The organism is Candidatus Rokuibacteriota bacterium (assembly GCA_016188005.1).
GTDB lineage: Bacteria > Methylomirabilota > Methylomirabilia > Rokubacteriales > CSP1-6 > UBA12499.
This window is the reverse complement of record JACPIQ010000086.1, coordinates 75,129-87,583: the sequence shown is the minus strand read 5'-3', so window position 1 is coordinate 87,583 and position 12,455 is coordinate 75,129. Positions and strand designations below refer to the sequence as shown.

The following is a 12,455-nucleotide window of genomic DNA, read 5'->3' as shown; positions in this document are numbered from 1 at the left end:
CAACCCCCCTAGATTCCGAGGAGGGCCCGGAGCCGGGGCTTGTCGAAGCCACGCACCACCTCGTCGCCCACCAAGATCACGGGCACCGCCATCTGACCGGTGAGCCGGACCAGGTCCAGCCTGGCCTCGGCGTCCTCCATCACGTTGACGTCGCGGAAGGCCACGCCCTGAGACGAAAGAAACTCTTTCGCCTGACGGCAGGGCACTCAGGTCGGGCTCGAATAAACCACCACGGCAGGCACGGTCATGGGCACCTCCTCCTTCATAAGATACAGCAGGGCCCTGCCGGGCTGCAGCGGGATGCGGTGGCTGTCCTCCTCGTTCTTGACTTGCCCGCGGGGGTTCTCTAAGGTGGCCGGGTCATGGGGGACCTGAGGAAGGATCCCACTCGCGGGCAGTGGGTGCTGGTGCGTCCCGCCGGGGGCTCGCCGCCGGTGGGGCAGGTGTGCCCGTTCTGCCCCGGTCACGAGGCGCTGACGCCGCCCGCGATCGCGTCCTACCGCAAGGACGGGTCCACGGCCGACGGCCCGGGGTGGTCGGTGCGGGTGATCCCCGAGGCGGATCCATACTTCCGGATCGAGCTGGCCCTGGCGCGCGAGGGCATCGGGATGTACGACAGGATCTCCCCGCGGGGCGCCACCGAGCTCATCGTCGAGAGTCCGCGTCACGAGGACACCCCTGCCAGCATGACCGAGCGGCAGTGGGAGCAGGTCCTGTGGATGTGGGCCGAACGGATCCGCGACCTCAAGCGCGACCTCGCCATCCGGGACATCCTGATCACCCGGCGCCACCGCAAACCCGGTGCGCGGATCAGCCACCCGTACTCGCGGCTGGTCGCCATCCCCATCATCTTCGACGAGGTGCGGCGCAAGCTCACCGAGGCGCGCGAGTACTACCAGTACAAGCGGCGCTGCGTCTACTGCGACATCTTCCGCCAGGAAACGGCGGAGGGTGCCCGGGTGATCCAGGAGACGGCCCACTTCGTGGCTCTGGTGCCGTATTCCGCGCGCGCGCCCCACGAGGCCTGGTTCCTGCCCCGCCAGCACGCTTGCGCCTACGAGGACTCGCTCACCCCGGAGAGCGTCTCCGACCTGGCTGTCTTGCTGGGGGGCTACTTCCGGGCCCTCGAGCGGAGTCTCGGCGATCCCTCGTTCGAGATGACCCTCTACACGGCTCCCAACCGGGCCTCCAAGGTGCTGCCCGGCGAGTGGGCGACCATCGCCGAGGACTACCACTGGCATCTGGAGGTGATCCCCCAGCCTGATCGACTGACCCGGGTGGGCGGCATCTACGTTACCGAGACGTCCCCCGAAGACGCCGCGCGCCTCCTCAGGGAGACCTGGGGCTAGCTGGGCCCTCCCCCCGGTGAACATGAGGCTTGACAGGGTCTTCCCGCTGGGCCAGAATCCGACTGGAAGGGTCGGGGATCTAAAAGGTCGGATACGCAGGAGGGGCAGGGAACCGCATGCTTCGCTTCACCAAGAAGGCTGATTACGGGCTGATGGCCATCCACTACATCGCCGCCAAGGCCGATGAGGAGGCGGTCAGCGCCAAGCGCATCGCCGAGGAGTTCAACATCCCGCCCGAGCTGCTCGCGAAGATCCTCCAGCGCCTGGCGAAGAAGAAGCTCATCGTCAGCCACAACGGTCCCAAGGGGGGGTACCTGCTGGGCCGGGCCCAGGACCAGATCACGGTGGGGCAGGTGGTTCGGGCCCTCGAAGGGCCTCTCGAGATCGTCAGCTGCATGACGGCGGATGACTGCCCGCAGTATGTTCGCTGCAACTTGCGCCGCCCGGTGGAGAAGATCCAGGCGAGCATCAGCCACCTGCTGGACACGATGACGCTGGCCGAGCTCGGCGCCGACCCGGTGGCACCGCTGCCCACGCTGAGCGCGACGAGATAGGAGACCGACTGCGATGGCGCCGAAGCTTCCGATCTTCATGGACAGCCAGTCCACGACGCAGGTGGATCCCCGCGTCCTCGATGCCATGCTCCCGTACTTCACCGAGAAGTTCGGGCACCCGGCCAGCCGCAACCACCCCTTCGGCTGGGAGGCGGAGACCGGGCTGGACAGGGCCCGGGAGCAGGTGGCGCGGCTCGTCGGGGCGCGCGACCCGAAGGAGCTCGTCTTCACCTCGGGCGGGACCGAGTCCATCAACCTGGCGCTCAAGGGCGTGGCCGAGATGTACCGGGAGAAGGGCAATCACATCGTCACCACCACCATCGAGCAGCGCGCCGGGCTGGACGTGTGCAAGCGCCTCGAGCGGCAGGGGTTCGCGGTGACCTACGTCAAGGTGGGGACCGACGGCCTCGTGGACGTGGAGGCGGTCCGGAGCGCGCTCACCCCGAAGACGATCCTGATCTCGGTGATGTTCGCCAACAACGAGATCGGCACGATCCAGCCCATCGCCGAGATCGGCCGCCTGGCGAAGGAGGCGGGCATCGTCTTCCACACGGATGCCACCCAGGCCGTGGGAAAGATCCCCGTGGACGTGGAGGCGATGGGGATCGACCTCCTCTCCTGCACGTCGCACCTGATCTACGGCCCCAAGGGGATCGGGGCGCTCTATGTCCGGCGCAAGAACCCCAGGGTGCGGATCTCGCCGATGATCGATGGGGGCGGGCACGAGCGCGGCATGCGGTCGGGCACGGTCCCGGTGCCGCTGGCCGTGGGCTTCGGCCGGGCGGCGGAGCTGTGCCGGGAGCTCATGCCGGAGGAGAGCCGGCGACTCGCCGCGCTCCGGGATCGGCTCCAGGACCAGGTCCTGTCCCAGGTGGACGAGGCCTACCTCAACGGCCACCCCGAGAAGCGACTGCCGCACAACCTGAACATCTCCTTCGCCTACGTGGAGGGGGAGTCGATGCTGATGGGGCTCAACAAGGAAGCGGCCCTCTCCTCCGGCTCGGCCTGCACCTCGGCGACGCTGGAGCCTTCCTACGTCATCTCCGCTCTCGGGGTGGACGCCGAGCTGGCCCACTCCTCGATCCGCTTCGGCCTGCACCGGTTCACGACCGAGGAGGAGGTGGAGTTCGTGGCGCGGCGCACCGTCGAGGTGATCCACCGGCTCCGGGAGATGTCGCCGCTCTACGAGATGGCCAGGGAAGGGGTCAACCTGAAGTCCATGCACTGGAAGGCGGAGTAGGGCGGCCGCCCGCGCGGGAGGAGGCATATCGGCATGCCATACAGCGACAAGGTCATCGACCACTACAGCAATCCCCGGAATGTCGGGTCCTTCTCCAAGGACACCCCCGGGGTGGGGACGGGGCTCGTCGGGGCACCGGAGTGCGGCGACGTCATGAAGCTCCAGATCAAGGTGAACGTGCAGACGGGGGTCATCGAGGACGCGAAATTCAAGACCTTCGGGTGCGGCAGCGCCATCGCCTCCTCCAGCCTGGCCACCGAGTGGCTGAAGGGGCGCACGGTGGACGAGGCCGCGAGCATCAAGAACACGGACATCGTCAACGAGCTCAAGCTGCCGCCCGTGAAGATCCACTGCTCGGTCCTGGCCGAGGACGCCATCAAGGCGGCGCTCCAGGACTACAAGGAGAAGTGGACGGCGGCGGTGGCCGAGGCCCGGGCCGGCGCCTCCTGAGGCCGGCCGCACTCACGCTCGCAAGGAGGCGCGATCTCTCATGGCACTGGCACTGACCGAGAAGGCGGCGAAGCAGGTGAAGCAGCTCATGCAGGCGCAGCAGCTGGAGAACGTCTACCTGCGGGTCGGGGTCAAGGGCGGAGGCTGCTCGGGGCTCTCGTATTCGCTGGAGTTCGACTCCGAGGTGGGCCCCCACGACAAGAAGTTCGACATCGACGGGGTCCAGGTGGTCTGCGACGCCAAGAGCTATCTCTACCTGAACGGGACGACGCTGGACTACGTCACCGAGGGGCTGACGGGAGGCTTCACCTTCGTCAACCCCAATGCCAAGTCGAGCTGCGGCTGCGGGACGTCGTTCTCGGCTTAGGGACGCGGGCGTGTCGCGGCCGCCGGGCGCGACACCGACCGGCGGCCGGCAGAGCACGCGGACGGGCCCCCGGCGGGCCCGTTCGCATGTCGAGAGAACATGAACGACTACTTCGCGGTGTTCGGGCTGCCGAGGAAGCTCCGGCTGGACCCGGAGGAGCTCCGGCGCCGCTTCTACGAGCTCTCGCGTGTCCACCATCCGGACTTCCACCAGGGGGCGTCCGAAGAGGCCCAGGCCCGGGCGCTGTCGGCCTCCGCGCTCGTCAATCGGGCGTATCGGGCGCTCCGAGACCCGCTGGGCCGGGTCGAGTACCTCGTCGCCCTGGAGGAAGGCCGGGAGGGCGACGAGGCGAGGCCGCGGGCGCCCATGGATCTCCTCGAGGAGATGCTGGAGGTGCAGGAAGCGCTCCAGGAGGCCCGGGCCGCGGGGCTCGACGAGGCCTCCCGCCAGCGGCTCGACGCGGAGCGCCAGCGGCTCATCGCACGCCGGGCCAGCGAGGAGGAGGCCATCGCCGCCCGGGCCCCGGCGTGGGACGCGGCGGTGGATGGGCAGGGAGACCGCCGGGGGCTCCTCGACTGGTTCAAGCAGCGGCTCGCCGCCCGGGCCTACCTGGGCACGGTGATCGAGGACTTGAGTGACGCCCTGGGAGAAGAAGAGGAGGGGCATGTCTCGCATCGTCGGCATTGACCTGGGAACGACCAATAGCCTCGTCGCCCATGTCGAGGACGGTGTCCCCAGAGTGATCCGCGACCCGGAAGGCCGGGCCCTCCTGCCCTCCATCGTCGCGTATACCCCCGACGGCGTCCTCGTGGGCGAGCCCGCTCGCCGCCAGCTCGTCCGGAACCCCGCCCGGACCATCTACTCCGTCAAGCGCTTCATGGGCCGGGGGTACGAGGACATCCAGGATGAGCTCTGTCACTGCCCCTTCGAGTTCCTGGCCAGCGCCGACGTGCTGAGGATCAAGGTCGGCGACGGCGCCGTGACGCCTCCCGAGGTGTCGGCCCATGTCCTGCGGGCGCTCAGGCAGCGCGCCGAGGCCTTCTTCGGGGAGCCCGTGGAGCAGGCGGTGATCACCGTCCCCGCCTACTTCAACGACAGCCAGCGCCAGGCCACCAAGGATGCCGGCCGCATCGCCGGCCTCGATGTCCTCCGGATCGTGAACGAGCCGACGGCCGCCTCCCTGGCCTACGGGCTCCAGAAGCTCGCCCAGGGGACCATCGCGGGCTACGACCTGGGCGGAGGCACCTTCGACATCTCCATCCTGAGCGTGAAGGACGGCATCTTCGAGGTGCTGGCCACCCACGGCAACACCCAGCTGGGCGGCGACGACTTCGACCGCGTGCTGGTGGAGTGGCTCCTGGCCGACATTCGGGAGACCCACGCGGTGGACCTGTCGAAGGACCCCGAGGCGCGCCAGGAGCTCCGGCTCGGGGCCGAGGCGGCCAAGTGCCGCCTCTCCTTCGACGACCGGACGCTGCTCACGCTCCCCTTCGAGAGATTCACCTATCACCGCGAGCTCACGCGGGTGGAGGTCGAGGGGCTGATCGGGCCGCTGGTGGAGGCGACCCTCGGGCCCTGCCGGATCGCGCTCAAGGACGCCGGCCTCACGCCCGATCGGATCGACGAGGTGGTGCTGGTGGGCGGCTCGACGCGGGTGCCGCTCGTGCGGCGCCGCGTGCATGAGCTCTTCGGCCGGGTGCCGCACAGCCACCTCAACCCCGACGAGGTGGTGGCGCTGGGGGCGGCCGTCCAGGCGCAGATCCTGGCCGGCGGGATCACCGACATGCTGTTGCTGGACGTGACGCCGCTGTCCCTGGGGATCGAGACCCTCGGCGGTGTCGTCAGCGTGCTCATCCCGCGCAACACCACCATCCCCACGATGGCCAAGGAGCTCTTCACCACCTCGGTGGACGGGCAGGGGACCGTGGACCTGCACGTGCTGCAGGGGGAGCGCGAGCTGGCGCGCGACAACCGCTCACTGGCGCGCTTCGAGCTGTCGGGTGTCGATCCCATGCCGGCGGGCATGCCGAAGATCGAGGTGACCTTCCTCATCGACGCCAACGGCATCCTGCAGGTCCACGCCCGGGAGGCGAGGACAGGCAAGGAAGCCGCCATCGAGGTCCGGCCGACCTACGGCCTCACGGAGGCCGAGGTGGCGCGCATGGTCGAGGAGTCCTTCGAGCACGCCGAGGAGGACGTCACCGCCCGCCTGCTCATCGAGGCCCGGACCGAGGCCGACACGGTGATGACCCATGTCGAGCGGGCAATGGCTCAGGGCGCGGGGCTCGTGAGCGCCGGGGAGCTGGCTGGGATCCGGGCGGCGCTGCAGGCCCTCCGGGAGGCCCGGAGCGGCCAGGACCGCGACCTGATCCGCGAGCGCACCATCACGCTCAACAGGGCGACCGCGCGGCTGGCCGAGGTTATGATGGGCGCGGCCCTCAGGGGGGCGCTCAGCTCCAGGCGGGCCGACGAGATCCTGGGATCGAAGTGATGGCGACGCACAAGGTGACCTTCCTTCCGCTGCACGTCACCGTCGAGGTGGACGACGAGAAGTACCCGCTGGCCGACCACGGCCGCCCGGGCTCGCTGCTCGACATCGCGCTGGCGAGCAGCGTTCCCCTGGAGCACAATTGCGGCGGCGCCTGCGCCTGCACCACCTGCCACGTCATCGTCCGTGAGGGAGAGGGCAACCTGTCGCCGATGGAGGCGGACGAGGAGGACAGGCTCGACACGGCGGAGGGTCTGACGCTGCGCTCGCGCCTCGGCTGCCAGGCCATCGTCCGCGGCGACGTGGTGGTGGAGATCCCCCCGAGCGGAGCGAGGGGGCGAGCCGCAGCCGGAGGCGAGGCGAGCGGATATGGAGATCCCCCCGAGCGGAGCGAGGGGGCGAGCGTGAGCGAGCTATGAAGTGGGCGGATGCCGAGGAGATCGCGCTCGCGCTGTCGGAGCGGCACCCGGACACCGACCCGCTGACGGTGCGGTTCAGTGACCTGCACCGGTGGACCGTGGAGCTCCCCGGGTTCGGCGACGATCCGAAGGCCTCCAGCGAGGGAATACTGGAGGCGATCCAGATGAAGTGGCTCGACGAGTGGCGGGACCGATGAAGAGACGGGGACGACTGCCACATCCGCTCGGCTCGGCGCGTGGCGCGCCTCACCTCGCCCTCCCACCATCTCCGCTCGGCTCGGCGCGTGGCGCGCCTCACCTCGCCCTCCCACCATCTCCGCTCGGCTCGGCGCGTGGCGCGCCTCACCTCGCCCTACCACACGATCACGCGGTCGGCTTCGAAGATGAGGTCGAGCAGCCCGGAGTAGTCGAGGGGGGCGTCGCCCAGCCGCAGGAGGCGGGCGGTGTGGGGCAGCGGCGGGGGTGGGGCGTCGTCCAGCAGGACGACCGTTACCGAGGAGTCTGGCTCGCGCCCGATGCTTTCGATCACGGGCGCCGCCAGCTGTCCGGAGTCGGACTTCAGGAGATGCAGGTAGCGAGGCATCAGAAGATGACGAAGCGCCGGGCGGAGGCTGCGAGCCGCGCGATGGCCTCGGGCGTCACGGGGATGATCCTGTGCCCCTCGCCGTTCCAGTCGGGCCCCGCCGGGATGGCGCTCGCGTCGACGTGGAAGGGGACGTCGAGCTTCCTCAGGGCGGAGCGGTACCGGGCGATGTCATCGCCGTCCACAAGGTCGTCGGTCTCGTCGTCGAGCAGGTGGACGGCCCCGTCCGTCAGCACGATGGCGACGTCGTTCTCGCCGGCCACGACGCCGAGGGCGATGCGCATGGCCTCGTTGGCCCGGTGCGACGTCCGGGGATCCTCCGAGATCATGGCGAGCACGGACTCGTTGCCAGCCACGCGGCTAGTTGAGGGCCAGGAAGCGGTCCGTGCCCGCGATGATGTCGGTGAGCACCACGAGCCCGCAGTTGGTGGCTCGCTCGGAGAGCGGCAGTCGCCGCTTCTGGCAGCCGTAGGCGCACACGAAGAGCCTGGCTCCGCGCTCCGCCAGCGCCTGGACGCGCACGTCCTCGACGGCCACGACGCCGTCGTCGATCAGGTAGAGGTACACCTCGGCCCCGCGCGCGAGCGCCGCCTCCGACAGGCCCAGGGCCGTCTGGAGGTTCGGGTGGGCGGGCTCCGTGGAAACCATGAGGCCGAGCTTGCGACCGGCGAGATCCATGGCGAGGTCAGCCTAACATCGTGAGAGAGGAGCGTCAATGAACCGCCGCGTCTATCTCGATCACAATGCCTCCACGCCGGTGCACCCGGAGGTGCTGGAGGCCATGCTGCCCTACTTCGGCGAACGCTTCGGCAACCCGTCGAGCGTCCATGCCTTCGGGCGGGAGGCCCGCGACGGCGTGGAGACCGCCCGCGAGCAGGTGGCGGGCTTCCTCCGCACCGGCAGGGACGAGATCGTCTTCACCTCGGGCGGCACCGAGTCCGACAACTTCGCCATCAAGGGGGTGGCGGCGGCCCGCGGGCACGGGCACATCATCACCTCCGCCATCGAGCACCACGCGGTCCTGCGAACCTGCCAGACGCTGGAGACACAGGGCTTCGAGGCGACGTACGTGCCGGTGGACGGATATGGGATGGTGGACCCCGACGACGTGAAGCGGGCGCTCCGGCCGGACACGATCCTGGTGTCCCTCATGCACGCCAACTCCGAGGTGGGGACCCTCCAGCCGGTGGCCGCCGTCGGCGCCTTGACGCGCGAGCGCGGGATCCCCTTCCACGTGGACGCGGTGCAGACCTTCGGCAAGATCCTCGTCGACGTGGAGGGCTTCGGCATCGACCTTCTGTCCTTCTCGGGCCACAAGATCTACGGACCGAAGGGCGTCGCCGGCCTGTACATACGGAAGGGGACGAAGCTGGTCGCCGTCCAGCACGGCGGGGAGCACGAGCGCCACCGGCGGGCCGGCACGGAGAACGTGCCGGGCATCGTGGGCCTGGGCCGCGCGGTGGAGATCCGGGGGCGCGACATGGAGGCCGAAGCGCCCCGCCTCGCCGCGCTCCGCGACCGACTCTGGCAGGGCATCAGCGCGGTTTCGCACGAGGTGCGTCTCAACGGGCATCCGACCCGGCGGCTCCCGGGGACGTGTAACGTGTGCTTCCGCCACGTGGAGTCCGAGTCCATCGTGCTCGGGCTCGACCTCAAGGGGATCGGCGTGTCGGCCGGCTCGGCGTGCACCTCGGGCAACGTGGAGCCGTCCTACGTCCTCGTGGCCATGGGCGTGCCGGTGGACTGGGCCATGGGCTCCGTGCGCTGCTCGCTGGGCCGGAGCACGACGGCCGAGGACATCGACTACGTCATCGAGGCGGTGGTGCCGCTGGTGGCCAGGCTGCGAAGCCTGTCCCCCGCGAGGGTCTAGTGCGGTACAGCGAGACGCTCGTGGACCACTTCCGGAATCCACGGAATGCGGGCATGATGCGGGAGCCCGACGGGGTGGGCGAGGGCGAGTACCCGGAGTGCATGGACCTGGCGCGCGTGTACCTGCGGGTGCGGGGCGGTCAGGTGGTGGAGGCGCGCTTCCAGTCCTACGGGTGCGGGCCCACCATCGCCACCTCCAGCGCCGGGACCGAGCTGATCACGGGAGCCCAGCTGGCGGAGCTGGTGGAGCTGAGCAGCGCGCGGGTCGAGCGGGCCGTGGGGGGGCTGCCGGAGGATCGGGCGCACGCGGCCGAGGTGGTGTCGGCGGCCATCAGGGCGGCGGCGCGGGACGCCCTCGGGCGGGCGGGGAGAACATGATCACGGGAGCGCGACATGCTTGACCGGATGAGGCGGGATGTTCGAACGGTGCTCGAGCGCGACCCGGCGGCACGCTCCGCGCTGGAGGTCATACTCTGCTACCCCGGCGTACACGCGATCTGGCACCATCGCCTCGCCCACTGGCTGTGGCGGCAGGGCTGGCTCACCGCAGCGCGCTTCGTGTCCCATCTCAGCCGGTTCCTGACCGGCATCGAGATCCATCCGGCCGCGCAGCTCGGCGACGGGCTCTTCATCGACCACGGCATGGGCGTGGTCATCGGCGAGACGTCGGAGGTCGGCGAGAACGTCACCCTCCTCCAGGGGGTGACGCTCGGGGGCACGAGCCTCAGGCGGGAGAAGCGCCATCCCACGCTCGGAGACAACGTCGTCGTCGGCGCGGGGGCCAAGATCCTCGGGGCCTTCAGCATCGGAGCGGGCAGCCGGATCGGGGCCGGGTCGGTGGTCGTGCGCGAGGTGCCCGAGAACTCGGTTGTGGTGGGCGTGCCGGGACGGGTAACATACCGCAACGGCCAGCGCGTGAAGGGCGGGATCGACCTCGACCAGGTGGATCTCCCCGACCCACTGGCGCGGACCGTGGAGAGCTTGCTCGACCGCATCCATGCCCTGGAGGTGGAGGTGGAGGCGCTCAAGCAGGGGGTCAAGACGCCCACGCCCGCGGGAGACTGACGCGCGAGACCGACGCGCGGCCCGGCGTGACGCCGGCCGCCCCAGACGGGAGGAGAGACAGGAGTGGTTCCCAAGGACGCGATGACCGTGAAGGAGGCTTCCAGGTACCTGGCCATGGACGAGCAGACCGTGGCCCGGCTGGCGGCCGAGCGCCAGATCCCCTCGCTCCACCACGACGGGCAGTGGCTCTTCTCCAAGAAGTCCATCGACAAGTGGCGTCTCCGGCAGGCCGCTCACCGCACACCATGATGAATCGGGATGGAGCCTGGGGGCTCCTCACCGAGTTCACCCGGTCTGACAACCTCCGCAAGCACGCCCTGGCCGTGGAGGCCGCGATGCAGGCCTACGCGGCCCGCTACGACGGGGACCCCGAGACGTGGGGCATCGCGGGGCTGCTCCACGACTTCGACTACGAGGTGCATCCGACCGCGCCCCAGCACCCGATGAAGGGAGCGGAGATTCTCCGCGCCCGCGGGGTGCCGGAGCCGACCGTCTACGCGATCCTGGGGCATGCTGACTATTCCGGCTGTCCCCGCCTCTCCCGCCTGGACCGGGCCCTCTACGCCTGCGACGAGCCCGCCGGCTTCCTCACCGCGTGCGCGCTGGTTCGGCCCGGCAGGAGCATCCACGGGCTCGAGGTCGGCTCGGTGCTGAAGAAGCTCAAGGACAAGGGCTTTGCCCGGACGGTGAACCGCGCCGACGTGTATCGCGGCGCGGAGGAGCTGGGGATCCCGCTGGACGAGCATCTGGCCTTCCTGATCGAGGCCCTCACCGCTGCCGCCCCGCGCCTGGGCCTCGGGGGCGCCCCGCAGTAGCCCCGGTGGCCGGATCTCCACCCGCGGTGCGGACGATCCTCCACGTGGACATGGACGCCTTCTACGCGTCCGTCGAGCAGCGCGACCGCCCCGAGCTCCTCGGCCGGCCGGTCATCGTGGGCGCCTCGCCCGGGGGACGCGGGGTCGTCTCGGCCGCCTCCTACGAGGCGCGCCGATTCGGGGTGCACTCGGCCATGCCCATCGGGCGCGCGGCTCGCCTCTGTCCGGACGCCGTCTTCCTTCCCGTGGACCGTGACAAGTACGCCCGCGTCTCACGCGAGATCATGGCCATCCTGTCCGACTTCACGCCGCGCCTCGAGCCGCTCTCCATCGATGAGGCCTTCCTGGACGTTACCGAGAGCCGCGCGCTGTTCGGCCCTGGCCGGGCCATCGCCGCCGAGATCAAGCGGCGGGTCCGGGCCGGGATTCAACTGACGGCTTCCGTGGGCGTGGCCGCCAACAAGTTCGTCGCCAAGGTGGCCTCCGACCTGCGCAAGCCGGACGGGCTCGTGGTGGTCCCGCCCGGAGGCGAGGCCGAGTTCCTGGCACCGCTGCCCATTGGGCGGCTCTGGGGAGTCGGAGGCGCGACGGAGCGGGCGCTCGGGGCCATGGGGATCAGCACCATCGGCCAGCTCGCGCAGGTGCCGGTGGCCCACCTCGCGGCGCGCTTCGGCGCATCCGGCGCAGCCCTCAGCGCCCTGGCGCGCGGACTGGACGAGCGGCCCGTGGAGCCCTTCGCCCCGCCCAAGTCCATGGGCGCCGAGGAGACGTTCGACGCCGACCACCGCGACCCCGCGCGGCTGCAGGCCACGCTCCGCGCCCAGGCGGAGCGCATCGCCCGTGAGCTCCGGAGCGAGGGCTACGCCGCCCGCGTGGTGACGCTCAAGGTCCGCTTCGCCGATTTCTCCACACTCACGCGCGCCCACAGCACCGAGCCGACCCAGGACGGGCTCGTCATCTATCGGGAGGCGAGCGCCCTCCTGGAGCGCCTGCGGCTGACGCAGCCGGTCAGACTGATCGGGATCTCGGCCGCAGGACTGGGGCCGGCAGCGCGCGGGCAGCTGTCGCTCCTGGCCCCCGACGCGGTGCGACGGGAGCGACTGGCCGGCGCCCTCGACCGGCTGCAGGCGCGATTCGGGGACGAGGCGGTGCTCCCCGCGAGCCTGCTGTCCGGCCGGCGCCGCACCGGGAGAGGGGCATCACGGGCCGAGCCGGAACCGCCAAGGGGTCAAGCGCGTTGACTTTGCAGGCGGCCA

19 protein-coding genes are annotated in these 12,455 nt (G+C 70.2%); 15 read left to right on the top strand and 4 right to left on the bottom strand.

Features of this window, described 5'->3' with window-relative positions:
* Positions 1 to 8 precede the first annotated feature (8 nt).
* Positions 9 to 164: a glutaredoxin family protein gene (locus HYV93_17255; protein ID MBI2527716.1), complete on the bottom strand. Its 156-nt coding sequence runs from the start codon at positions 162 to 164 to the stop codon at positions 9 to 11.
* Positions 165 to 362: 198 nt separating this feature from the next.
* Here HYV93_17255 and HYV93_17250 point away from each other — a divergent pair, with 198 nt between their 5' ends.
* The 9 genes from HYV93_17250 (at position 363) to iscX (ending at position 7,064) form a co-directional block, all read left to right on the top strand.
* Positions 363 to 1,349: a hypothetical protein gene (locus HYV93_17250; GenBank protein MBI2527715.1), complete on the top strand. Its 987-nt coding sequence runs from the start codon at positions 363 to 365 to the stop codon at positions 1,347 to 1,349.
* A 116-nt stretch (positions 1,350 to 1,465) separates the two neighbouring features.
* Complete coding sequence (locus HYV93_17245; protein MBI2527714.1) at positions 1,466 to 1,903, top strand: Rrf2 family transcriptional regulator; 438 nt, start codon at positions 1,466 to 1,468, stop codon at positions 1,901 to 1,903.
* A 13-nt stretch (positions 1,904 to 1,916) separates the two neighbouring features.
* Positions 1,917 to 3,143 (top strand): IscS subfamily cysteine desulfurase, encoded by a 1,227-nt coding sequence (locus tag HYV93_17240; protein MBI2527713.1) that lies wholly within the window; start codon positions 1,917 to 1,919, stop codon positions 3,141 to 3,143.
* Between the two features lie 33 nt (positions 3,144 to 3,176).
* Entirely contained in the window at positions 3,177 to 3,593 is a 417-nt protein-coding gene (gene iscU, locus HYV93_17235; protein MBI2527712.1) for a Fe-S cluster assembly scaffold IscU, read from the top strand.
* A 40-nt stretch (positions 3,594 to 3,633) separates the two neighbouring features.
* Complete coding sequence (locus HYV93_17230) at positions 3,634 to 3,960, top strand: iron-sulfur cluster assembly accessory protein (GenBank protein ID MBI2527711.1); 327 nt, start codon at positions 3,634 to 3,636, stop codon at positions 3,958 to 3,960.
* Between the two features lie 99 nt (positions 3,961 to 4,059).
* Positions 4,060 to 4,647: a Fe-S protein assembly co-chaperone HscB gene (gene hscB, locus HYV93_17225; GenBank protein MBI2527710.1), complete on the top strand. Its 588-nt coding sequence runs from the start codon at positions 4,060 to 4,062 to the stop codon at positions 4,645 to 4,647.
* On the top strand, positions 4,625 to 6,451 hold the full coding sequence (gene dnaK, locus HYV93_17220; GenBank protein MBI2527709.1) for a molecular chaperone DnaK: 1,827 nt from the start codon (positions 4,625 to 4,627) through the stop codon (positions 6,449 to 6,451). Before hscB ends, dnaK begins: the two co-directional genes overlap by 23 nt.
* Entirely contained in the window at positions 6,451 to 6,867 is a 417-nt protein-coding gene (locus HYV93_17215) for a 2Fe-2S iron-sulfur cluster binding domain-containing protein (protein ID MBI2527708.1), read from the top strand. The genes dnaK and HYV93_17215 overlap by 1 nt, the downstream gene beginning before the upstream one ends.
* Positions 6,864 to 7,064, top strand: a complete 201-nt coding sequence (iscX, locus tag HYV93_17210) for a Fe-S cluster assembly protein IscX (protein MBI2527707.1) — start codon at positions 6,864 to 6,866, stop codon at positions 7,062 to 7,064. The genes HYV93_17215 and iscX overlap by 4 nt, the downstream gene beginning before the upstream one ends.
* Positions 7,065 to 7,219: 155 nt before the next feature.
* Here the strand turns inward: iscX and HYV93_17205 are convergent, their stop codons facing one another.
* The 3 genes from HYV93_17205 to HYV93_17195 are packed head-to-tail and all read right to left on the bottom strand — an operon-like array spanning position 7,220 to position 8,128.
* The gene (locus tag HYV93_17205) at positions 7,220 to 7,450 is read right to left on the bottom strand and encodes a hypothetical protein (protein ID MBI2527706.1); all 231 of its coding nucleotides are present in this window, start codon (positions 7,448 to 7,450) and stop codon (positions 7,220 to 7,222) included.
* Positions 7,450 to 7,806 (bottom strand): DsrE family protein, encoded by a 357-nt coding sequence (locus tag HYV93_17200; GenBank protein MBI2527705.1) that lies wholly within the window; start codon positions 7,804 to 7,806, stop codon positions 7,450 to 7,452. Before HYV93_17200 ends, HYV93_17205 begins: the two co-directional genes overlap by 1 nt.
* A 4-nt stretch (positions 7,807 to 7,810) precedes the next feature.
* Complete coding sequence (locus HYV93_17195) at positions 7,811 to 8,128, bottom strand: DsrE family protein (GenBank protein MBI2527704.1); 318 nt, start codon at positions 8,126 to 8,128, stop codon at positions 7,811 to 7,813.
* 37 nt (positions 8,129 to 8,165) lie between these two features.
* Between HYV93_17195 and HYV93_17190 the strand changes: the two genes are divergently transcribed.
* From HYV93_17190 to dinB, 6 genes are all read left to right on the top strand, one after another.
* The gene (locus tag HYV93_17190; protein ID MBI2527703.1) at positions 8,166 to 9,320 is read left to right on the top strand and encodes a cysteine desulfurase; all 1,155 of its coding nucleotides are present in this window, start codon (positions 8,166 to 8,168) and stop codon (positions 9,318 to 9,320) included.
* The gene (locus HYV93_17185) at positions 9,320 to 9,697 is read left to right on the top strand and encodes an iron-sulfur cluster assembly scaffold protein (GenBank protein MBI2527702.1); all 378 of its coding nucleotides are present in this window, start codon (positions 9,320 to 9,322) and stop codon (positions 9,695 to 9,697) included. The genes HYV93_17190 and HYV93_17185 overlap by 1 nt, the downstream gene beginning before the upstream one ends.
* Positions 9,698 to 9,712: 15 nt before the next feature.
* Positions 9,713 to 10,384, top strand: coding sequence for a serine O-acetyltransferase (gene cysE / locus HYV93_17180; protein MBI2527701.1), 672 nt, complete (start codon positions 9,713 to 9,715; stop codon positions 10,382 to 10,384).
* A 63-nt stretch (positions 10,385 to 10,447) separates the two neighbouring features.
* The gene (locus HYV93_17175) at positions 10,448 to 10,633 is read left to right on the top strand and encodes a helix-turn-helix domain-containing protein (GenBank protein ID MBI2527700.1); all 186 of its coding nucleotides are present in this window, start codon (positions 10,448 to 10,450) and stop codon (positions 10,631 to 10,633) included.
* On the top strand, positions 10,633 to 11,199 hold the full coding sequence (locus tag HYV93_17170; GenBank protein ID MBI2527699.1) for an HDIG domain-containing protein: 567 nt from the start codon (positions 10,633 to 10,635) through the stop codon (positions 11,197 to 11,199). Before HYV93_17175 ends, HYV93_17170 begins: the two co-directional genes overlap by 1 nt.
* Before the next feature lie 50 nt (positions 11,200 to 11,249).
* Positions 11,250 to 12,440 carry a DNA polymerase IV gene (gene dinB, locus HYV93_17165; protein MBI2527698.1) on the top strand — a complete coding sequence of 397 codons (1,191 nt, stop codon included), beginning with the start codon at positions 11,250 to 11,252 and terminating at the stop codon, positions 12,438 to 12,440.
* Positions 12,441 to 12,455 lie beyond the last annotated feature (15 nt).